A 20,548-nucleotide genomic window follows, 5' to 3' on the forward strand; every position below is an offset into this window, starting at 1 on the left:
TTGAAGGACAAAGGCTGATTTTTTTATATCAAAAATAAAATTCCCGTTGACACTCTCATACATATCCAATAAAATGAGAACGAGATTGATAATCATTTTCAATTAAATTCAATGCTTTAAATACATTTCAAATTATTGTTTTAAAGGAGGGCGAATAAAGTGTCTAGACTGTATGCTGAGCATTTGCAAATCTCATATGGTGAACGAGACATCGTAAAGGATCTTAACATTTCCATTCCAGACGGTAAGATTACGACAATCATTGGACCGAACGGCTGCGGGAAGTCAACGGTTTTAAAAACGTTGTCGCGCATCCTAAATCCTAAATCCGGTGTGGTTTATCTAGATGGTAAAGCCGTCAGCAAAGAATCTACGAAAAAGATTGCTCAAAAAATGGCGATTCTTCCTCAGTCACCAGATTCACCAGAAGGGCTTACGGTCGGTGAACTCGTTTCTTACGGAAGATTTCCTTATCAAAAAGGCTTCGGAAAGCTTACAAAAAAAGATTTTGAAGTGATAGATTGGGCATTAGACGTTACAGGTGTTCTCGAGTTTAAAGATCGTTCAGTAGACGCGCTTTCAGGTGGGCAACGCCAGCGGGTATGGATCGCGATGGCTTTAGCTCAAGAAACGGATATTATCTTGTTGGATGAACCGACTACATATTTGGATCTGTCACACCAGTTGGAAGTTCTAGAGTTGTTAAACCAGTTGAACCGGGATGAGAAGAGAACTATCGTAATGGTCATTCATGATCTGAACCACGCGTCTCGCTTTGCTCACCATATGGTCGCGATGAAAGACGGTTCTATTTTAAAAGAAGGTACGGCGGAAGAGGTAATGACACGTACGGTCCTACGCAATGTATTTCATATTGATGCAGAGATCGGTGTGGATCCGAGGACGAGAAAACCTGTATGTCTAACGTATGATCTGATTAAGAATGTAAAGTTAGTTGAGAACTTGGCGTAGAAATTCGCCTTTCTTTTTTATAACTAAATGAGAATGATTTTTATTGTCAAATATAGGGGGATAACAAGATGAAAAGAACAACAAAACAATTACTATTGAGCTTTATGACACTGCTTTTAGTGTTTGTACTTGCAGCATGCGGAAATAAGTCAGAAGAAGGCGCAAGCTCAGGTGAAAAAGAATCGTCGAAGAAAGAAACGAGAATCTATAAAGATGAAAAAGGGAAAGAGATCAAAGTGCCAGCTGAACCGAAACGTGTTGCAATGATGGCTGCAACGTATGCAGGTAATCTACTAGACTTAGGCATCACACCAGTAGCAGTTAATGAATATCCGAAACAAAATAAATTCTACGGAAACAAATTGGACAAAGCTGAAGTTGTAACAGCTGATTCTTATGAAAAGCTACTAGAATTAGATCCGGACCTTATCATTACGTACTCTGATGACAAAAATATTAAGAAATACGAAGAGATCGCACCGACCGTTACAATGACGTATGACAAGTATGACTATATGGAACAACACGTTGAAATCGGAAAGATGGTTAATAAAGAAAAAGAAGCGAAGGCATGGGTAGAAGAGTGGAAGAAGAAAGCGGCTGAAGCTCGTGAAAAAGTAAAATCAGCAATCGGTGAAGACAAGACGTTCATGGTTATGGAAGCATTCGGAAAAGACATGTATGTATACGGTAAGAACTGGGGCCGCGGTACAGAAGTGATCTACCAAGCGCTCGAGCTTAAAGCTCCTAAGAAGTTAGAAGAAGATGTATTCGGTCCAGGCTGGAAAGCCATTTCTACTGAAGTGATACCAACATACGCTGGAGATTATATCTTTGTAGGAACAGGAACTGGAAATCCTGATAACTCATTCTTGGAGTCAGATGTATGGAAAGAGTTGCCGGCTGTAAAGAACGGTAACGCAATTAAGTTTGATTCAGAGTCATTCTATTTCAATGACCCGATCTCGCTAGAAAAAGAACTAGATATTATCGTTGAAGAGTTAACGAAAAAGAAATAATAAGCACTTTATAAAAAGGGACAAACGCTATGTTCAAAACAAAAACCAAGCTTATAAAAGAGAATAAAGTGTATTCTAGACCAGCGGTAGGAACAGCTATTTTATTGTTTGGGTTCGTACTTCTCTTGTTGAGTATCGTTCTTGCAATATCAGTTGGAGCCGCTAAGATTCAGTTTCTGACAGTTTGGAACGCTGTGATCAACTATGATCCTACCAGGGAAGCTGACCGTATTATTATGAGTCTGCGATTACCGAGAGAGCTTGGTGCAGCAATTGTTGGTGCGGCCTTTGCTGTGAGTGGAGCGATCATGCAAGGGATGACTAGAAACCCGTTAGCAGACCCTGGTCTACTTGGTTTGAACGCGGGAGCAAGCCTTGCTCTTGCTTGTGTGTTTGCTTTTCATACAGAAGCGAACTACCTTACAGTCATGATTCTATCCTTTATAGGTGCAGGAATAGGTGCGATGTTAGTATTCGGACTTGGCTCCATGAGCCGAGGTGGATTGACTCCAATCCGGATTACGTTAGCAGGTGCAGCTGTTTCTGCACTGCTTTCTTCATTAGGAGAAGGCATTGCATTATATTTTAAGCTTTCTCAAGACCTTGCGTTTTGGACAGCAGGTGGTGTGTCAGGCACAAACTGGACCCAGCTGAAAATTATCGTACCTGTCGTATTAGTTGGAATCATTGTAGCTGTTATGTTCTCAAGACAGTTAACCATTTTAAGCTTTGGTGAAGAAGTGGCGAGAGGCCTAGGTCAGCGGACATTATTAACAAAATGTATTCTGATGACTGTCGTGTTGATCCTTGCTGGTGCCGCCGTTTCCCTCGTAGGCGCAATTGCCTTTGTAGGCTTAATGGTTCCTCATATTGTTCGATTTTTAGTGGGAACCGATTATCGCTGGATCATTCCTTGTTCGGCGATCTTTGGAAGTGTGCTGATGGTTTTAGCGGATACATTTGCGAGAACCGTGAACGCTCCGTATGAAACGCCAGTTGGTGCAGTTGTCGCGATGATTGGCGTACCTTTCTTCCTTTACCTTGCAAGAAAAGGAGGACGAAAACTGTCATGATGAATGCGCGTAAGATTAAGAGAGTAAGAGTAACAACAATTGCAGCGATTCTTATGTTGATTGCCGTGTTCATTATAAGTGTAGCAACAGGTTTTGCTTCATTAACTCCTTCAGAATTATTTCGAACCATAATGGGGCAAGGAACACCGAGAGAGAATCTCATTCTTTTTGAGTTCCGTTTACCACGTATCATTGTTGCTATTCTTGCGGGGATGGGGCTCGCTGTATCTGGTGCCATCCTCCAAAGTATCACGAAGAACCCGCTTTCAGACCCTGGTATTTTAGGTATAAATGCTGGTGCTGGTCTGATGGTTGTGGTGTATATTATGTTTTTTACAGTGGAAACAACAAGCTTTTTATATGTACTGCCGTTATTTGCATTATTCGGTGGAATGCTAACAGCGTTTGTGATCTACATCATGTCTTACATAAAAGGCGAAGGTGTTGAACCTACCCGGCTCGTCTTAGTTGGTGTGGGTTTAGCAGCTGCTTTGTATGGAGCAACATTAACACTATCAACGAGATTAGATATGGAAGATTATTCGTTCATGGCGAACTGGATGGCAGGCAGGATTTGGGGCGATGATTGGACGTTTGTCTTATCGTTGCTGCCATGGATCTTGTTGCTTATCCCTTATACGATGTTTAAATCCAATGTATTAAATACGTTGAATTTGCATGAGAACGTATCTGTCGGTGTAGGTGTGAATGTAAGTAGAGAACGAATTTCGTTGATCATGGTCTCGGTAGCGCTTGCATCCGCTTCTGTAGCAGTCAGTGGTGGAATTGCTTTTGTAGGATTGATGGCTCCTCATATCGCACGTTCACTAGTCGGTCCGAGACACCAAGCCTTCCTTCCCGTTGCAGCATTAATCGGAGGCATCTTACTCCTGGCAGCTGACACGATCGGAAGAGTAGTATTAGATCCTAGTGGAATACCAGCTGGAATCATTGTGACCATCATTGGGGCACCGTACTTTATGTATTTATTGGCACGAAAGAATTAAATAATTCTGTGAAGGTGGTTCTTTTCAGAAGGACTGCCTTTTTGCTTATATTCCTTCAACCCTCTATAATGCTAGTTAAATGAGGTGAACGTGATGAGACTAGACCATACCGGAATTGCGGTAAGACGAATAGACGAAGCAATCGAATTTTATACGAATGTACTAGGCGGAAAGCTGACTGAACGATATACGAGTGAAAAGCCTGGAGTGGAGACCCACATTGCCGTAATTGAGCTTGAAAACCAGGTGATTGAACTTCTTGAACCTACAAGTAAAACATCTCCGATCGAGCGGTTCATCCGGCAGAAGGGAAAGGGTGTGCATCACCTGGCTTATGAAGTGGACGATCTTCTTCAAACGATTGATGACTTTGAAGCTAGAGGGTATACCTTTTTAAAAGATACGTATCGAACAAATCCTTTTGGCAGAAGGTTGATTTATATGAACCCTGCGCATTCACAAGGACAGATTATTGAGCTGTGTGATTATCCAGATAAGAAGGAGGAGAGCTGACTTGCTAAAAGTTAGTTCTCTTTTTTTGCCTTTCCAAGCACATGAAATTTCTTTACAATGAATTATAAGAATATTCTGTAAAGGGTGAAGATATGAAGTGGACAGGTGATCTTGCACATTTTCCTTATCCGTTTAAAGGTTCAACGTATCGTTATTCCAACAATTCAATCCCCATGAAACAGCCTTTTTGCATAGAGGTTACCCCGAGTTACAAAAAAGAGATGCTATTAAAGCGAAAACTAATGAGTGATCACCCAGAACGATGTTATCAATCGCTGCCACATTCTATTACAGGGCATTGGGAGATTGTTGAGCTCGTGATCAATCACTTAGTTTCGAAGTACCCACAAGATTTTTCAATCAAGAAAGAGAATAATAGATGGATATTTACCAATAAGTTATTGGATGAAAAGAAGGAATTTATTTTTGGTGAGAAAACCTCTCTTCCATGTGAACCGTTGTTCTTTATTAGTCAGCATGTGCAAGAAGATCTCATATACATGAGACAGCGTGACGATAATCTGTATTTAGATGCAGGACAGCTTTGTTTTCCTGCCAACTGGTCTCTCGCTTTTAACATAGGAATGAAATTTAAAAGCATTCATCATCCTATTCCAGGCTTTAAGGAAGAAGGGCTAGATCAACGAATTCTACAGTTTCTTATGAGGCTTGAAGCAGGAACACCTTGGGAACGTTTGAATTGGTCGCTTATGGCAGGTGATCGACTTGATACATCGCTTGAAACCTTTGATCAGTGGGGACGTCTCCGTAAAAAGGTCACAAGTGAGAACGCAGGTGAGCTTGTCCATATTCGTGTAGAGGTGCAGAAGTTATTCAGACTACCACGTACAAACGGAGTTTTATTTTCTATTCACACACATTTGCTGGCTCTGGAACAACTAGCAACAAAAATAGAATGGCTGCAGCAATTTTACGAAATCCTCTCTGAACTTCCTGCCCATATTATCGAGTACAAAGGAATCTCTACCTATAAAAAAACTGTGTTAGAGTACTTAGAGAAACACCTTCAACAGGTGAAGACGTTATGAGCATTGAGGCAGTCTTCATAGAAGGAAAAAGAAAATATATCTTTTGTTCAGATGAGCATGGATTAAGAGTTTTAAGTAGTGTGTTCGAACACGTAAAGAAAGAGAAGTTGGCTTATGAGTGGTATCCTTTTTCTGCTGAAAAAAGAGAGTGCCTAGAAGAATTTCTAAGTAAGCAAAAGATGGGAACTTTTCTCTATGTGGTGCTGCCTTACTCTGAACTTCATACCGTGCAAAGGATGGCAAAACGTATCGGCTTCTCGAGTGATGAGACTCAATATATTGGTTATGGTGAGAAGTGGATCAGTATATTCTGTTGCCGTTGTCATGAACTGAACAGAGCAGAAGAGCAACAAACTGAATTAACTTGCCATCAATGTGAATTAAAGCTTGAAGTGTCAGACCACTATTCTGAATTTCGCCATGCATTTTTAGGCTATCCAGCTACAGGTTAGGAGGGGGTCTATTTGTCCATTGAACCTACTTTATGTGTACGGGTTATCTCTATAGAAAAGATAACGGAGCAGGTTAAGAAGTTTACGCTGTCCCCAGAAACGGGAAAGAAAGTTCCAATATTTAGTGGAGGTTCGCATATTTCTACTTACCTAAAAACACCGTCAGGACTTATTGTGAGACAGTATTCTTTAGTAAGTCATCCAGATGATACTACGAAATATGAAATTGCTGTTCGATTAAGTGAGGATTCTAAAGGTGGTTCACTCCACTGGCATCAGGGGATGAAAGTCGGAGATCAACTTCAAATCAGTTACCCGAAGAATCATTTTTATCTTAGCTTTAAAGCGAGACATCATGTGTTTTACGCGGCAGGCATCGGGATTACCCCATTCCTTGCAATGATGCAGGACCTTTCCGTGCAGAATCAAACCTTTGAACTTCATTACGCCTCTAAATCTGAGGATAGCTGTGCTTTTTATCCATACATAAAAAAACACTACCCTAGTCAAAGCCGTTTTTACTTTTCCGATCAACAACAACGTTTGCAAACCACCTCCTTAGAAAATCATCCAATCGGAACGCATGTTTATTTTTGTGGACCTGAAGGGTTTATTGAGCAGTTTAGGACAGCAGCAGGAAAGCTAGGATACCCTGAATCTTCCGTACACTATGAGCGATTCCTACTCACTCGAAATAAGGCAATGAAATCATTCAAAGTGATTCTTCAAAATGGGAGTGAACTAATTGTAGAAGAGAAACAGACCCTTCTAGAAGTTTTGTTAGCAAATGATATTTATATTCCGTACTCATGCAGAGTAGGTAGATGTGGTACATGTGAAATTCCAGTCGCTGAAGGAAAGATTGAACATTTTGATGATTTTCTTAGTGCAGAACAAAAGAATGAGCACAATTATATTTTGGCCTGTGTTTCACGTGGATGTTCAGATAAACTAGTATTGAAGATATAATACAGGAAAATAGTGAGGATGTTATGTACGGGAAAAACGGAAAATACACAGATAAAATAAGTTGGTATCACTGGATAATTACAATTGTATTTGTTTTATTTTTTGCCGGTCTGACAGTATTAATTACCAAAGAAACATTATTAGTATTAGAAGACGACATTGTAGTAGGTACTTTGATGCTACTAGTATCTTTAATCCTAACTGGACTTACCATACTTCTAATAGCAGCACCTATTAAACATTCCAAAAACGTGACTAATTGGGAACTCTCATATAATGGCTATGTAACGACAAAAACGAATAAAGAGACTAATAAAGTACATCATTCTGAATTTGTTTTCTCAAGTGCAATTAAATGTTTAATCTCACCATTATCAATAAGTATATATCAAACGAATTCCCTTGATACGAAAACACGCTACCATAAATATGTAACACTGAATATTGTTTATCGAAAAGAAGATGGAGAACTAGATGTATTTCGGTTTGCACATCATAGCGAAGAAGAGATTTACCCGTGGCTTATCAATTTACAGAACCACTATGTTCCAATTGAAATTACCGATTTTGAATTAACAGAGGTTCCAGCAATAGATTTTTTAAATGTGGTAGTAAATGAGGTTGATAGGCGACCTTATATTTTGAAGGATTCTCTAAAAGACTTAGGGTTAAAGCTAGTTACGAATGAGAAACCAAATCTTTATACATTGGCAATTACTAAAAGGCTTATGCAAGCTAATCTATTTGTAGAAAAAAAGCTTGGGAACAAGTTGATATTTTCGGGTCAATTCTTCATGATGGTACTTTTTCTTCTTCTCTTTCACAATCAATATAATAGTGATGAAACATTAACATGGCCAACTAAGGTAACTTTCTACTTCATATTTACCATCTTCTTAACTCTGTATTTATATGGAGTACCACAATTAAAAAAACGATTCTATTTTAAATTTGCGGGGGTTTTTATACTCCAGTGGATATTAGCAATGATGGTAGTGAATTATGGTGTCTTGAATATACCCGAAAAATTTGAAGTGGGATTATTGGTACACATTATTATGTTCACGTTAGCTTCACCTCTTATCAGTATTCTGGCTTATATGATAAGAGATATTAAACCAGCCATCTACCATGAAAAATATAGAAAAGACATTGAAAAGCTCAATCAAAGTTCAACGACCGCAAGCTAATTCTTATTAAAAGTGTTTCACAAGGTGTATAATTTAAAATGTTAATGTAAGGGAAGTCTGACTGAATTTTTTCAGCAGACTTTTTTATTTTATAAATGATAGGAGTTTTTATTTGTGAAGCACCGCAGATTGTTAGTCTACCTTGTTGCACTTGCTGCGTTTCTCGGTCCTTTTTCTCAAACGATCTACGTACCTCTTATTCCTGAGGTGACGAAAGAACTTCATACAACACCTTTCTTGGTTAACTTTTCAATCTCGATCTATACGATTTTCCTGGCTTTGATGCAGATGGTTTATGGACCACTTACGGATTCAATCGGAAGGCGTAAAGTGATGTTATCAGGCATCCTGATCTATTTATTAGCTACGATTGGATGTTATTTTTCTTCATCCATTGAATTTCTTTTAGTGTTTCGTTCACTGCAAGCCATCGGAATTGCATCAGGTTCAGTTGTAGCGGTAACGGTTATTGGTGATCTGTTCGAAGGAAAAGAGCGGATCCAACCTATGGGAACGTTTCAAATGTTGGTATCACTAGGACCAGTTTTAGGTCCTGTAGTTGGTGGTTTTTTAAGTGCTTCATTTGATTTTCATATGATTTTTATTGCATTAATCTGTGTTGGATGTATCATCTTTGCAGGAAATTTCATCTTTCTGAACGAAACAAAACCAAGTACAACAAAAAAACAGAAATTCAGATTTAAAGATTTTCTTACGATTCTGCAAAACCGTATAGGTTACACTGTAATCGGTTTAGGATTTATTCAATACTACGCTCTGTATAACTTCTTAGTATTTTTACCCGCTATTATGAGTGAAAGGTACTCATTGTCTGTAGAACAAAAGGGCCTGGTTTTCCTACCGCTATCACTAGGAATCGTAGTGGGAAGCTTTATTGGGGGAAAAATGAGGAAATATAATGAACGAAAAGTGATTGTATACACTGCCTTTTTAAACGTAATTTCTTTATTTTTATTTATCCTAGTCTCGAACGTGTCGCTCATCTTATTAATTATTGTGATCTCCTTTTTCGGTCTTTTCTTAGGGATGTCACTACCCGTTCAGACAGCTCTTCTTACACAAGAGTTTCAATCCAATCGGGCTACAGCAATCGGTGCGTATAACTTTTTCAGATACATGGGGATGTCGATTGGACCCCTGTTAGGCAGTTTCCTCTATCATCTTGGTAGTTACGGATTAGTATATGGATTTGTAGATGTAATCCTATTTCTTTTTGTTATTTTAATGAGAAATCATTTAATACAAAATAAAAAATCTTTCAATTAGATTTTAGAAGCTATTATTTAGGGTATATTGAATCCATACCGTACTTGCTGTAAGCTAAGATTAAACAAAAGTTAGACAGGATGTATGAGTATGTATCTTACAATAAAAGAAACGGCTGAATATCTATCGTTGCCTGAAGCGGTAGTTGAAAGCTTGGTTCAGCAAAATAAAATCCGTACCATTTTTGACGGTGACCAGCATCTTATTAATAAGCAACAGTTCAATACTCATTTTGAACAGTTAGAAAAATATAAGAAAATGGTTGAAGAGTACTTGAGTGAACCCATTCCAGAAGATTGGGATGCTAAAGACGAAGATTAAAGTAATGATAAATTAGGGTAGATGGGGAGAGTGGAAAAGAGATGCATAGAGATAAAGCGCTGCATTCTTTTTTAATGGAGAAAACATGGCAATTGACGGAAGATTGGTACCAATCAATTGATAAATCAAAGGCCAAAGGGGTATACGCTTCCACAAATCCCAAGACGATTGAAACGCTTAAAAAGCAAAATCACGAATTTCACGAACATTTTTGTGAGGTTTTTGTAACGGAAGAAAGTAAATTTCTAAAAGACTTTGAAAGATGGGTGCTTATGATTGCTCAAGATGATGAGCATTTGAACACACCTGTAACAGTTATCATGCAAGAATTCTTCAACGTACAAAAGCAATATTTAAATCTTATACAAGAATTCGTTAATCTTTATCAAGGTGAATATCCTCAAACGATTATCGATGCTTGGAACGAGATTATCATAGAAACATTTAATAAAATTGTGACATGGTTTGTTGAAGAAAATCAAAAGTATAGTGAAGAAAAATTAATCGCGCAGCAAGAGATGATCAATGAGCTAAGTTCACCTGTCATCGCTCTGAATAATCATATGGGCCTTTTGCCATTGATCGGTGTGATTGATACACAAAGAGCAAAGTATATCGTTGAAAATACGCTCGAGCAGTGTACCGAAAAAGAGATTACACACCTTTTTATAGATCTCTCAGGTGTTTTAATTATTGATACGATGGTGGCTCAGCAGATCTTCTCTCTTATTGAAACACTTGGTCTGATCGGAGTGAAGTCGACCTTGTCTGGCATCCGGCCTGAAATAGCGATGACAGCTATTCAATTAGGTTTATCCTTTGAGAAAGTTTCCATTAAATCGAACCTCGCTCAAGCGATCGGTTCACAACAATAACTTTACAGATTGAACAAAGATCAGGGAAACCTGGTCTTTTATTATTTTCGCATATCAGAATTTGGCCATGCCACCTCCTCATAAACTTTAAAATGTAATTCATTTTCTTAAAAGGGTGTTGAGAATGGATATCTTTCAAGGTTTAACGGGGGAAATTGTTTTACCGGATGATCCGCAATATGACGCTGCACGGCAAGAATGGAACAGAGCGATTCAAAAATTTCCGAGCGTTATTGTCTATTGTTCTGAATATGAAGATGTAAGTCATGCCATTTTGTGGGCACAAAAATATTGTAAGGATATAAGAATTCGATCAGGGGGTCATCATTACGAAGGCTATTCGACTGGTAATGGTGTTTTGGTCATCGACATCAGTCGGTTGAACGATGTCGCCATTAATGAGGAAGAAGGAACAGTTACCGTTCAAGGAGGTATTCAAAATAAAGATCTCTATCAAGCGGTAGGTTCTAGAGGATATCCCTTCCCAGGAGGAACTTGTCCAACTGTAGGCGTAAGTGGTTTTGTGCTTGGTGCAGGATGGGGATTCTCTAGCCGATTATTCGGTTTAGGTTGTGACAGCTTGGTAGAACTGGAGTTAATTAACTACAAAGGTAAAGTTCTTAAAGTAAATGAAAGAGAAAATAGTGATCTGTTCTGGGCATGCAAAGGTGCAGGAGGAGGAAATTTTGGAGTGGTCGTTTCCATGACGTTCAAACTTCCCCCTAAAGTCGATCAAGTGATATTGTTTGAACTTTACAAGCCTAATGCCACAACAAAAGAGCTAGGCAAATTTTTGAGAATATGGCAGAAGTGGCTGGTGAATTTAGATGAACGAATGTGTCTGAATGCTAGCATGTATAATGCTGAGTCTGAAGGACTTGCTATCTTTGGCCGGGGATTTTTTTATGGAACGAAGGAAGAAACGTTGAAACTGTTAGATGTTTATAAAAAAATAAACGGATTTAAAATCAATGCTAAATCTTTAACCTTTTTAGAAGCTGTTAAGGAAGTTCAGTCTACTTATCCGCCATATGAAAAGTTTAAATCTACCGGACGCTTCGTATATAAAGAATACGATAGAGAAGAAGTGGAAGCAATCGTGAATCTTGTGAAAAAGCGTGCGGAAGGTTCCGTGTTTGCAGCACTCACCGTGTATGCAATGGGAGGTAATATTCGAAATGTCGATAAAACAGAGTCTGCTTTTTATTACCGAAAAGCACGTTATATCTTAGGCATCCAGTCTGTATGGGAAGATCCAGCAGTCGCAGAAGAAAATAGAAGATGGGTGGAAAAAAGGTTTAGATACTTGAAGACCATCACTAAAGGGTCATTTGTTAATTTTCCATACAGCGAATTGAAAGACTATGAAAAAGAGTATTTTGGCAGAAATGTGGAGAGGCTTCAACGAATCAATCAAAAATACGATCCTAAAAGAGTGTTTTCTTTTCCGCAATCCATTCGTTGATATAAACTGTAGGTAGAGTGCTGCATGACAAAAGGAGTTTGTTTCATTGAAAATATTCAAAAGTATACTATTTCTGGCAGTTCTTGCATCTATCTTTTATCTGATCACATTGGAATGGAAAAAGAGGAACACACCACTGCCTACTGAATTGCATCCGATCGTGGCAGAGAACCGTGATCTTTTAATACAAAAAGCGTCCGAAAAAGGAATTAATATTGTAATAACCGATGATTTTCGATCCGCAGCAGAACAGGATCGGCTGTATGAACAAGGCCGTTCAAGAGAAGGAACCATTGTGACTCATGTGGAAGGTGGCGAATCTTATCATAACTACGGTCTAGCGATTGATTTTGCTCTTAAGTTAGATGATGGTTCTGTCGTATGGGATCTTGAACGGGATGATAATGGGAATGGACAGTCGGATTGGATGGAAGTGGTTGGAATCGCCAAAGCTTTGGGCTTCGAGTGGGGTGGAGATTGGGCTGGTTTTAAGGACTATCCGCATCTTGAGATGGACTTTGGATTGAGTATTCGGGAGTTGCAGTATGGAGAGCGGCCTCCAGAAAAATAAGAATCCATTAGCTTGTGATTCTTATATGGTGTTTGTCGAAAAGCCTATAAAAAGTTTTGAAGGACCATAAACAAATTTTAATGGCCTATAAAAATTTTTGAAGGTCTATAAAATTACTTGAAGGCTTATAAACTCACTTTTTGGGCCTGGCAACATGTGCAACAACAAAAAAGAAGGGTTTCCCGAGCTGGGAACCCTTCTTTTTTGTTGTTTTTTAAAGCTTAAATGAACTCTTCAGTGAAACGATCTCATTAAACACAATCTTTTCTTCTGATGTATGCTTAGGATCAACATTGAAATAACCATGACGGAAGAACTGGAACTTATCTTGAGGCTTCGCATCCTTCATGTTTGCTTCAATAAATCCTTGTTTTACGATAAGAGAATCTTTGTTTACGTAATCCAAGAATGTCTTTCCTTCGCTATTTTCTTCCTTTTCCATATCTTCATCAGAGATAAGTGGCTCATAAATACGGAACTCTGCAGGTACAGCTTGTGTCGCTTCTACCCAGTGAAGTGTTCCTTTTACTTTACGGCCTGTAAAACCTGAGCCGGATTTCGTCTCCACATCATACGTACAATGTAGTTCAACGACATTACCGTTTTCATCTTTTATGAAATCTTCGCATTTAATGAAGTAAGCATGCTTTAAGCGAACTTCGTTTCCAGGGAAGAGACGGAAGTACTTTTTCGGAGGATCTTCCATAAAATCCTCACGCTCGATATAAATTTCACGCGAGAACGGAATCTGACGTGATCCCATTTCAGGGTTTTCTGGATTGATCTCAGCATCTAACATTTCAACCTGTCCTTCAGGATAATTTGTGATTACCACTTTTAATGGATCAACAATACCCATCGTACGAGGTGCTTTTACCTTAAGATCTTCACGGATGAAGTGCTCAAGCATCGCTGTGTCGGTTACACCAGACCCTTTAGAAACACCAGCTGCTTTTACAAACTCAACGATTGATTCAGGTGTATAGCCTTTACGGCGCAGTCCAGAGATTGTCGGCATGCGTGGATCATCCCATCCATCTACATAGCCTTCGTCTACTAGCTGCTTAAGCTTACGTTTACTCATAACCGTATTCGTTAAGCCTAGGCGGCCGAATTCGATCTGCTGTGGTTGGCTTTCCATCTCACACTCTTCCACAACCCAGTTGTAAAGAGGACGTTGGTCTTCAAATTCTGTTGTACAAAGCGAATGTGTAACGCCTTCGATCGCATCCTCGATCGGATGAGCGAATGCATACATCGGATAGATGCACCACGTATCACCTGTATTGTGATGAGTTGCGTGAGAGACACGATAGATGACAGGGTCACGTAAGTTAATGTTAGGTGAACTCATGTCGATCTTCGCACGAAGTACTTTTTGACCGTTCTCGAACTCGCCTTTACGCATGCGGTCGAATAGATCTAAGTTCTCTTCTACAGAACGGTTGCGATAAGGGCTTTCTTTACCGGGCTCTGTCAACGTTCCGCGATACTCACGAATCTCATCAGCCGTAAGGTCATCCACATATGCTTTTCCTTTTTTAATTAAAAGTACAGCACGCGCATACATTTCCTCAAAGTAATCGGAAGCAAAGCGAAGGTTCTCCCATTCAAACCCAAGCCACTCAACGTCGTTCTTAATCGCATCAACATATTCTTGGTCTTCTTTTAATGGGTTCGTATCATCAAAGCGCAGATTTGTTTCTCCGCCAAACTCATCCGCAAGTCCGAAGTTGATTACGATTGATTTTGCATGTCCAATATGAAGATATCCATTAGGTTCTGGAGGGAAACGAGTAACGACTTTCTTATGCTTTCCGGATTCCAGATCGTTTTGGATGATTGTTTTAATAAAATTAGAAGAACTATTCTCCATCCCGTATCAAGCCTTTCCTTATATGTAAACTAAGATATACTTTACATTATAACAAAAATAAATTTCAACTAAACGTATTCTTTTAGGGATATGGAGATTATTTAACTAAGAAATGGTGGGATCAGCATGAATGTCATTGACTTGCATTGCGATGCATTATTAAAACTATGGGAAACGGACGGCAGGCTTAGTTATGCGGATGCGCCACAGCTTGCTACCAATAAGAAACGGCTGCAAAAGGGAAAAGTGAACGTTCAGTTCTTTGCGATTTTCATAGAGCCCTTTATTCCGAGCGATCAAAAATTTCAAGCCGCTCTTCAGCAAGTGGACTATTTCTATAAAGAAGTTCTTGGTAAAAATCCAGAGATGAAGCATTTGAAGAACTGGAATGACTTTCAAACAATGAAGGATGGAGAGATCGGAGCAGTGCTTACGCTTGAAGGAGTGGATGCGATCGGTGATGATCTTACAAAGTTAAGCATCCTGCATCAACTCGGTGTTCTTTTGATCGGTCTAACATGGAATCACGCGAATCTTGCGGCTGATGGTGCACAAGAACCGCGTGGAGCTGGTCTGACGGTATTCGGAAAAGAAATCGTAGCGTTCAATAATAAAAATAAAATTTTAACCGATGTATCTCATTTATGTGATCGTGCCTTTTGGGATGTGATGGAGATTGCCGATTATCCGCTTGCCAGTCATTCTAATTCACGCGTACTGTGTGATCATCCGCGTAACTTGACGGATGAGATGGCAAAAGAGATGTTTGGTAAAGGTGGAGTCGTGCACGTTGTGTATAACCCGCCATTTACGAAGAATGAGGGGTCAGCTAGTATTAGTGACTTAATCAAGCACATCGACCATTTTTGTGGACTTGGCGGAGTGAAACAGATCGGCCTCGGCTCTGATTTTGACGGCATCTCGCAACTGATTACGGATTTAGAAGATGCATCTATGACTCAAAACTTAATCAATGAGCTATTAAAACATTATTCTGAAGAAGAAGTCCGAGGATTTGCTACTCAGAACTTCATGAATTTTATTTCTAAAATATAGTTTGTAAGGTAAGGCTGCCATTCTCCTGGGATGTCAGCTTTTTTCTATTGAGAAGGATAGTAGTGTTATAGCTGCCAATGAGCGTAATTGCCGTGAACGATCATGAAATTCTATAAGCGAGCATAAATCTTCACGAACGATCATAAAAGTCCGTGACCGAGCATAAAACTTCGGGAACGATCATAAAAGTCCGTGACCGAGCATAAAACTTCGGGAACGATCATAAAAGTCCGTGACCGAGCATAAAACTTCGGGAACGATCATAAAAGTCCATGACCGAGCATAAATCTTCACGAACGATCATAAAAGTCCGTGACCGAGCATAAAACTTCGGGAACGATCATAAAAGTCCATGACCGAGCATAAATCTTCACGAACGATCACAAAACCACGTGAACGATCATAAAACCACACGACCGAGCATAAGTCCTCTTGACCTAGCAAAACTTCCCCAAATACCCTCTTCAAATGCTCTTCTTTTCTCTCATAAACTCTCATAGCTTATATAGATTAACTAGGCGGAAGGAGTCTGTTTATGTATTACAATCATCCAGGTTTTCAAAATGTAGGCATGAGGCAGCAAGATGACCTCACAACGATGAATCGCTTAATAGTATCCGGTGAAGGTTCTGTTTCTGCTGTTCCGGATCGAGCTCTTCTTACAATAGGAGTCATTACAGAAAATCCAAATTTAAGTGTAGCTCAAAAAGAGAATGCTGATAAAACGGCTTCTGTTATACAAGCGATTATGTCATTAGGTATTCCTCAAAGCGATATTCAAACATCTAGTTTTCGAATTGAACCTCAATATAACTATGAAAATGGTCAGCAGCAATTTAGAGCATATCGTGTAGAGCACCAGTTGCAGGTAACGGTAAAAGATATTCGCCAAACAGGGCAGGCTATCGATCAAGCGGTAGCGAACGGAGCTAACTCTGTATCATCCATTCAATTCACCGTTTCAAACCCTGATGTCTTTTATAATCAAGCATTGTCACTAGCTATTCAGAATGCTCAGCAAAAAGCTATCTCTATGGCAAGGGCATTACAAGTTACACTTCGGCCGGTACCGGTCAACGTTCAAGAGGTATCTCAATCCTTACCTCCTAGACCTGTTCCGTTTCAGGCTGTTATGTATGCACAAAGTGCTGAAACACCAATACAGCCAGGCGAGAATAAGATTACAGCCTCTGTGAAAATTCAGTATACGTTTAGTTAGAAAGGACAGGTGTAAATTGACAGTCTGATATGTTGCGCATTATAATTAACCAAATGGTTAAATATAATGCAGAACACTTAAATGATGTATTTTCAGTTTTATCTGACCCGACTCGGCGTACGATTATTGAGCAGCTTTCAAAAGGAGAAAGGAGTGTGCAAGAGTTAGCCCAGCCTTTTGATATGTCGCTGCCTGCGATCTCGAAGCATTTGAAAGTTTTAGAGAATGCAGGCCTTGTCACACACCGAAAAGAGGGGCGCTATCGCTATTACGCGATACAGCCGGACGCAATGGACGGAGCATGTGAATGGATCTCTACTCTTAAAGAGCTATGGACAAAATTTGAAGGTATGTTTTGCTGCAGCAAACAAAAGAAGCAGTGAAGCATATGCTTGGAGAGTGAACAATGGAAACGCAGCAAGAAATAATAAAGGTTGAGAAACTTGTGAAACGATATGGAGATTTTACTGCCGTGGATGGAAGTAAGTTCTCTGTACATAATGGCGAGGTGTTTGGTCTGCTTGGCCCCAACGGAGCAGGGAAGACGACGACGCTTGAGATGTTAGTTGGTCTTCGTAAGCCTGATGAAGGAACGGCAATCGTCGGTGGATTTGATATTACAAAAGAGCTTGATAAAGTAAAAGAAGTCATCGGTGTACAGCTTCAATCTACCACTCTTTTTGAGCTATTGACCGTAGATGAGATCCTTCATCTCTACGGCAGTTTTTACCGCGAACATATTTCGATTCCTGAATTAATTGATGACATGCTTTTAACAGAGAAAAAGAATAGCAGAATAAAAGGTTTGTCTGGTGGTCAAAAGCAGAGACTCGCGATTGCACTTGCACTCGTGCATGATCCGCAGATTATATTCTTGGACGAACCTACGACTGGACTCGATCCACAAGCACGCCGTACATTATGGGATATTATTTTACGCTTGAAGGAACGGGGCAAAACCGTTGTACTGACGACTCATTATATGGATGAGGCACACGTGTTATGCGACCGTATCGCCATTATGGATCAAGGAAAGTTAATTGCGCTAGATACGCCTAGTGAACTCGTAAGAAATCTTCAGTCGGATAGCGCGGTTGAATTTAAGTTTAACGATGATGAAGTAGATATTGCTTTGTCAGAGATTGACGGAGTAAAGCAAGTGGGGAGTCAGAGAGATGTACATGTTCTCTATACAGATGATCTACAGAAAACATTAACGAGTTTAATAGCTATTGCTTCTGAAAAACAGCTGAGGCTTGTAGATCTGCAAACGAGAACGGCAACACTTGAAGATGTGTTTATCCATATGACAGGAAGAAGGTTAAGAGAAGGATGAGATCATACTACCTACTAACACTTGCTCAGCTTCGGATCTTTCTTAGGAACAGACAAGTACTGTTCTGGACCCTCGCATTTCCTATCGTTCTGATGGTCATGTTAGGTTCATTCTTAGGAAACGGTAATGGCGTATCCATTACGGCAGCTGTTGTTGATCAGGATAAGAGTGAACAGTCAAAGAACTTAGTGAAAGAAATGGAAAAAAACGAAGCGGTATCCCTTGAAAAAAGTTCAAACGAAAAAGATGTGTTAGATCAGTTGAAACAAGGTGATTTAACACTAGTTATTACGATCCCAAAAGGCTATGGTGAAAATCTTGCTGCGGGAAACAAAGCAGATCCTTTTAAACTGCCTGTTTATTATAATGAAACGAACATGGCGATGTCCCAAGTCGGACTTCAGCTTGTCGATAATGCAGTTGACACGATCAGTAAAAAATCAGTGAGCTATGAGCCTGTTGTTATAACAGAATCAAAAGGGGTAGAAGCGCTTAACCTTCGTTACATCGACTTTCTAGTACCTGGAATCGTGGCGATGATGATCATGAGTAATAACATGAACGGAGTGGCCGGCCAAATCTCGTCATGGCGTGAACGTGGAATCTTACGACGTATGCAAGGAACAACACTTAAAGCATCTACATTTATTGCAGCGCAAATTACAGCTCGTTTTATGCTGAACGGCTTGCAAGCGATGATTGTACTAGCTGTCGCTTGGGCTGCGTTCGGCATTGAAGTCAGAGGTTCATGGTTAACCGTAATTGCATTTGTCACGCTTGGGACTTTAGCGTTTATGGCGATCGGCTTCATTATCGCAGGTATTGCTAAGACTCCTGAGAGTGCGGGACCGATTGCTGGTTTTCTATCGTTCCCGATGCTGTTTTTAGGTGGGGTGTTCTTTCCGATACGAGACATGCCAGAGTTTTTGCAGCCGTTCGTACAAATTTTACCGATCGCTCACTTAAGCCATGCTCTTCGTGAGACTATGAACGTAGGTGCCTCGTTTTTAGATCTCGGCATGGAGGCCATGATTCTCGGCGGTTGGTTGATTGGAGCGTTTATCGTGGCAAGTTTTACGTTTAAGTGGGAATAGATAAAATAACAGAAAGAGGAGAACGTATTGACTACACAAAATTACAACAATCATGCACGTATGCACCCCATCTATCATTATGTACTTTCTTTGCTCGTCCTTGGAGGTCTTATCGCGAGCATTGTCTATCTGTTTAAAGCAGAAGATAAGTTCCTAGGCGTGATATTAATTGTGATGGCACTCAGTCTGTTAGTGACGTTTGCTTTACTTCGATTATATCCATTGAAAGCTCAAGATCGTGCGATTCGAGCAGAAGAAAACTTACGCTACTACGTATTAACAGGAAAGTTGTTAGATAGAAGACTCACGGCAGGGCAGATCGTAGCCCTTCGATTCGCACCAGATGAAGAACTTCCGCTTTTAGCCGAGAAAGCAGCAGCTGAAAACATGAAACCGAAGGAAATTAAACAAGCGATTACGAACTGGAAAGCAGATCATTATAGAATCTAGCAGAAAAACCTGCAGGAGTTATCCAACTTCTGCAGGTTTTTCTAATTGTTAATCGTATAGGTTAGAGTGAAAATTTGATTTTGAAAGGATGTTAAGAATTGTCTAAGAAAAGAAAACTAGTTTTAGATGAAGATCCAATAATTTATAGAGTGACCGGTTATCTACCACCTATAGTGCTAATAATTGGTTGGATCTTTTTCTTATTATATAGAAGTGAATCAATAGACTATGCAATGAAACAATCTCTTAATTGGGAACCAACACTCACTTCCATGTTTTATTTTCTTCAAATAACTGGGATAGCAATATCAATATTTTTTATTTCAATGCTAATTATGAAGAGCAGGAGAATGCTTTACATGAGTCCAGTTCTATTTCCCACGTTAATTATTACTTTGCTAACTTTACCAAGTCTTCTGCACTCAGCAGTTATTTACGGTTTTATTATGTCTGGAACGAGTGTATTCATAATAATGGTCTTCACGATCTGCCCAATTCTCTTTATCTATCTTTACGTGAAACGATCAGAAGGTATTTGGTTAATGTTTGGCGCAATCATAGGTGGAATCATTATAGTTCTACCTTTTTTGTTAAGTGGTACGTTAGATAGTAATATGCCGGGATATAGACCATATAAAAATCTTCTAGCCTCTAATCTTTTGTTTTATTTTAGTTTTTTAATTGCGTTTTTTGTTTTCTATAAATATGTCGATATAAAAAAGAAAAATAATATTCTTCATACGCAGTGAAACTT

The 20,548-nt window shown here is 39.5% G+C and carries 22 protein-coding genes; 21 read left to right on the top strand and 1 reads right to left on the bottom strand.

The genetic code is table 11. From position 1 onward, the window contains the following. The first annotated feature begins 159 nt into the window (after nt 1-159). The 14 genes from ACNJYY_RS02630 (at nt 160) to ACNJYY_RS02695 (ending at nt 12,763) form a co-directional block, all read left to right on the top strand. Nucleotides 160-972, top strand: coding sequence for an ABC transporter ATP-binding protein (locus ACNJYY_RS02630; RefSeq protein ID WP_416730452.1), 813 nt, complete (start codon nt 160-162; stop codon nt 970-972). Between the two features lie 68 nt (nt 973-1,040). Further along, on the top strand, nt 1,041-1,991 hold the full coding sequence (locus ACNJYY_RS02635; protein ID WP_416730453.1) for an iron-hydroxamate ABC transporter substrate-binding protein: 951 nt from the start codon (nt 1,041-1,043) through the stop codon (nt 1,989-1,991). Between the two features lie 29 nt (nt 1,992-2,020). Next, nucleotides 2,021-3,064 carry a FecCD family ABC transporter permease gene (locus ACNJYY_RS02640; RefSeq protein ID WP_416730454.1) on the top strand — a complete coding sequence of 348 codons (1,044 nt, stop codon included), beginning with the start codon at nt 2,021-2,023 and terminating at the stop codon, nt 3,062-3,064. Beyond that, entirely contained in the window at nt 3,061-4,071 is a 1,011-nt protein-coding gene (locus tag ACNJYY_RS02645; RefSeq protein WP_416730455.1) for a FecCD family ABC transporter permease, read from the top strand. The genes ACNJYY_RS02640 and ACNJYY_RS02645 overlap by 4 nt, the downstream gene beginning before the upstream one ends. A 93-nt stretch (nt 4,072-4,164) precedes the next feature. Beyond that, nucleotides 4,165-4,584: a VOC family protein gene (locus ACNJYY_RS02650; RefSeq protein WP_416730456.1), complete on the top strand. Its 420-nt coding sequence runs from the start codon at nt 4,165-4,167 to the stop codon at nt 4,582-4,584. A gap of 92 nt (nt 4,585-4,676) precedes the next feature. Beyond that, on the top strand, nt 4,677-5,633 hold the full coding sequence (locus tag ACNJYY_RS02655) for a heme-dependent oxidative N-demethylase family protein (RefSeq protein ID WP_416730457.1): 957 nt from the start codon (nt 4,677-4,679) through the stop codon (nt 5,631-5,633). Next, a complete protein-coding gene (locus ACNJYY_RS02660; protein ID WP_416730458.1) occupies nt 5,630-6,085 on the top strand; it encodes a dimethylamine monooxygenase subunit DmmA family protein in 456 nt (151 codons plus the stop codon). The genes ACNJYY_RS02655 and ACNJYY_RS02660 overlap by 4 nt, the downstream gene beginning before the upstream one ends. Before the next feature lie 12 nt (nt 6,086-6,097). Beyond that, nucleotides 6,098-7,054 carry a PDR/VanB family oxidoreductase gene (locus ACNJYY_RS02665; RefSeq protein ID WP_416730459.1) on the top strand — a complete coding sequence of 319 codons (957 nt, stop codon included), beginning with the start codon at nt 6,098-6,100 and terminating at the stop codon, nt 7,052-7,054. Between the two features lie 23 nt (nt 7,055-7,077). Next, nucleotides 7,078-8,244 (top strand): hypothetical protein, encoded by a 1,167-nt coding sequence (locus ACNJYY_RS02670; RefSeq protein WP_416730460.1) that lies wholly within the window; start codon nt 7,078-7,080, stop codon nt 8,242-8,244. A gap of 114 nt (nt 8,245-8,358) precedes the next feature. Beyond that, nucleotides 8,359-9,531 (top strand): MFS transporter, encoded by a 1,173-nt coding sequence (locus ACNJYY_RS02675; RefSeq protein WP_416730461.1) that lies wholly within the window; start codon nt 8,359-8,361, stop codon nt 9,529-9,531. 90 nt (nt 9,532-9,621) lie between these two features. Continuing rightward, nucleotides 9,622-9,852, top strand: a complete 231-nt coding sequence (locus ACNJYY_RS02680; protein WP_416730462.1) for an excisionase family DNA-binding protein — start codon at nt 9,622-9,624, stop codon at nt 9,850-9,852. Nucleotides 9,853-9,893: 41 nt separating this feature from the next. Beyond that, nucleotides 9,894-10,727 carry an STAS domain-containing protein gene (locus ACNJYY_RS02685; protein WP_416730463.1) on the top strand — a complete coding sequence of 278 codons (834 nt, stop codon included), beginning with the start codon at nt 9,894-9,896 and terminating at the stop codon, nt 10,725-10,727. A gap of 124 nt (nt 10,728-10,851) precedes the next feature. After that, entirely contained in the window at nt 10,852-12,192 is a 1,341-nt protein-coding gene (locus ACNJYY_RS02690; protein WP_416730464.1) for an FAD-binding oxidoreductase, read from the top strand. Between the two features lie 46 nt (nt 12,193-12,238). Then, the gene (locus tag ACNJYY_RS02695) at nt 12,239-12,763 is read left to right on the top strand and encodes a M15 family metallopeptidase (protein ID WP_416730465.1); all 525 of its coding nucleotides are present in this window, start codon (nt 12,239-12,241) and stop codon (nt 12,761-12,763) included. Nucleotides 12,764-12,977: 214 nt separating this feature from the next. On the opposite strand, the gene ACNJYY_RS02700 is transcribed toward ACNJYY_RS02695, so the two are convergent. Further along, nucleotides 12,978-14,639 carry a glutamine--tRNA ligase/YqeY domain fusion protein gene (locus ACNJYY_RS02700; protein ID WP_416730466.1) on the bottom strand — a complete coding sequence of 554 codons (1,662 nt, stop codon included), beginning with the start codon at nt 14,637-14,639 and terminating at the stop codon, nt 12,978-12,980. Nucleotides 14,640-14,765: 126 nt separating this feature from the next. Between ACNJYY_RS02700 and ACNJYY_RS02705 the strand changes: the two genes are divergently transcribed. From ACNJYY_RS02705 to ACNJYY_RS02735, 7 genes are all read left to right on the top strand, one after another. After that, nucleotides 14,766-15,695, top strand: coding sequence for a dipeptidase (locus ACNJYY_RS02705; RefSeq protein ID WP_416730467.1), 930 nt, complete (start codon nt 14,766-14,768; stop codon nt 15,693-15,695). 535 nt (nt 15,696-16,230) lie between these two features. After that, nucleotides 16,231-16,914 carry an SIMPL domain-containing protein gene (locus ACNJYY_RS02710; protein WP_416730468.1) on the top strand — a complete coding sequence of 228 codons (684 nt, stop codon included), beginning with the start codon at nt 16,231-16,233 and terminating at the stop codon, nt 16,912-16,914. A gap of 53 nt (nt 16,915-16,967) precedes the next feature. Then, complete coding sequence (locus ACNJYY_RS02715) at nt 16,968-17,297, top strand: ArsR/SmtB family transcription factor (protein ID WP_416731792.1); 330 nt, start codon at nt 16,968-16,970, stop codon at nt 17,295-17,297. 23 nt (nt 17,298-17,320) lie between these two features. Beyond that, the gene (locus ACNJYY_RS02720; protein WP_416730469.1) at nt 17,321-18,250 is read left to right on the top strand and encodes an ABC transporter ATP-binding protein; all 930 of its coding nucleotides are present in this window, start codon (nt 17,321-17,323) and stop codon (nt 18,248-18,250) included. Beyond that, on the top strand, nt 18,247-19,344 hold the full coding sequence (locus tag ACNJYY_RS02725; RefSeq protein ID WP_416730470.1) for an ABC transporter permease: 1,098 nt from the start codon (nt 18,247-18,249) through the stop codon (nt 19,342-19,344). Before ACNJYY_RS02720 ends, ACNJYY_RS02725 begins: the two co-directional genes overlap by 4 nt. Nucleotides 19,345-19,371: 27 nt before the next feature. After that, nucleotides 19,372-19,794 (top strand): DUF6526 family protein, encoded by a 423-nt coding sequence (locus tag ACNJYY_RS02730; protein WP_416730471.1) that lies wholly within the window; start codon nt 19,372-19,374, stop codon nt 19,792-19,794. A 98-nt stretch (nt 19,795-19,892) separates the two neighbouring features. After that, nucleotides 19,893-20,543, top strand: a complete 651-nt coding sequence (locus ACNJYY_RS02735) for a hypothetical protein (protein ID WP_416730472.1) — start codon at nt 19,893-19,895, stop codon at nt 20,541-20,543. The last annotated feature ends 5 nt before the right edge of the window (nt 20,544-20,548 follow it).

The sequence above is a fragment of the Fictibacillus tiangongensis genome, from assembly GCF_048083785.1.
Classification (GTDB): domain Bacteria; phylum Bacillota; class Bacilli; order Bacillales; family Fictibacillaceae; genus Fictibacillus.

Coding starts and splice junctions, on each gene's coding strand:
- ACNJYY_RS02685 (WP_416730463.1), top strand. CDS start 9,894: ATGCATAGAGATAAAGCGCTGCATTCTTTTTTAATGGAGAAAACATGG.
- ACNJYY_RS02635 (WP_416730453.1), top strand. CDS start 1,041: ATGAAAAGAACAACAAAACAATTACTATTGAGCTTTATGACACTGCTT.
- ACNJYY_RS02670 (WP_416730460.1), top strand. CDS start 7,078: ATGTACGGGAAAAACGGAAAATACACAGATAAAATAAGTTGGTATCAC.
- ACNJYY_RS02680 (WP_416730462.1), top strand. CDS start 9,622: ATGTATCTTACAATAAAAGAAACGGCTGAATATCTATCGTTGCCTGAA.
- ACNJYY_RS02700 (WP_416730466.1), bottom strand. CDS start 14,639: ATGGAGAATAGTTCTTCTAATTTTATTAAAACAATCATCCAAAACGAT.
- ACNJYY_RS02715 (WP_416731792.1), top strand. CDS start 16,968: ATGGTTAAATATAATGCAGAACACTTAAATGATGTATTTTCAGTTTTA.
- ACNJYY_RS02645 (WP_416730455.1), top strand. CDS start 3,061: ATGATGAATGCGCGTAAGATTAAGAGAGTAAGAGTAACAACAATTGCA.
- ACNJYY_RS02650 (WP_416730456.1), top strand. CDS start 4,165: ATGAGACTAGACCATACCGGAATTGCGGTAAGACGAATAGACGAAGCA.
- ACNJYY_RS02725 (WP_416730470.1), top strand. CDS start 18,247: ATGAGATCATACTACCTACTAACACTTGCTCAGCTTCGGATCTTTCTT.
- ACNJYY_RS02710 (WP_416730468.1), top strand. CDS start 16,231: ATGTATTACAATCATCCAGGTTTTCAAAATGTAGGCATGAGGCAGCAA.
- ACNJYY_RS02640 (WP_416730454.1), top strand. CDS start 2,021: ATGTTCAAAACAAAAACCAAGCTTATAAAAGAGAATAAAGTGTATTCT.
- ACNJYY_RS02660 (WP_416730458.1), top strand. CDS start 5,630: ATGAGCATTGAGGCAGTCTTCATAGAAGGAAAAAGAAAATATATCTTT.
- ACNJYY_RS02690 (WP_416730464.1), top strand. CDS start 10,852: ATGGATATCTTTCAAGGTTTAACGGGGGAAATTGTTTTACCGGATGAT.
- ACNJYY_RS02720 (WP_416730469.1), top strand. CDS start 17,321: ATGGAAACGCAGCAAGAAATAATAAAGGTTGAGAAACTTGTGAAACGA.
- ACNJYY_RS02655 (WP_416730457.1), top strand. CDS start 4,677: ATGAAGTGGACAGGTGATCTTGCACATTTTCCTTATCCGTTTAAAGGT.
- ACNJYY_RS02705 (WP_416730467.1), top strand. CDS start 14,766: ATGAATGTCATTGACTTGCATTGCGATGCATTATTAAAACTATGGGAA.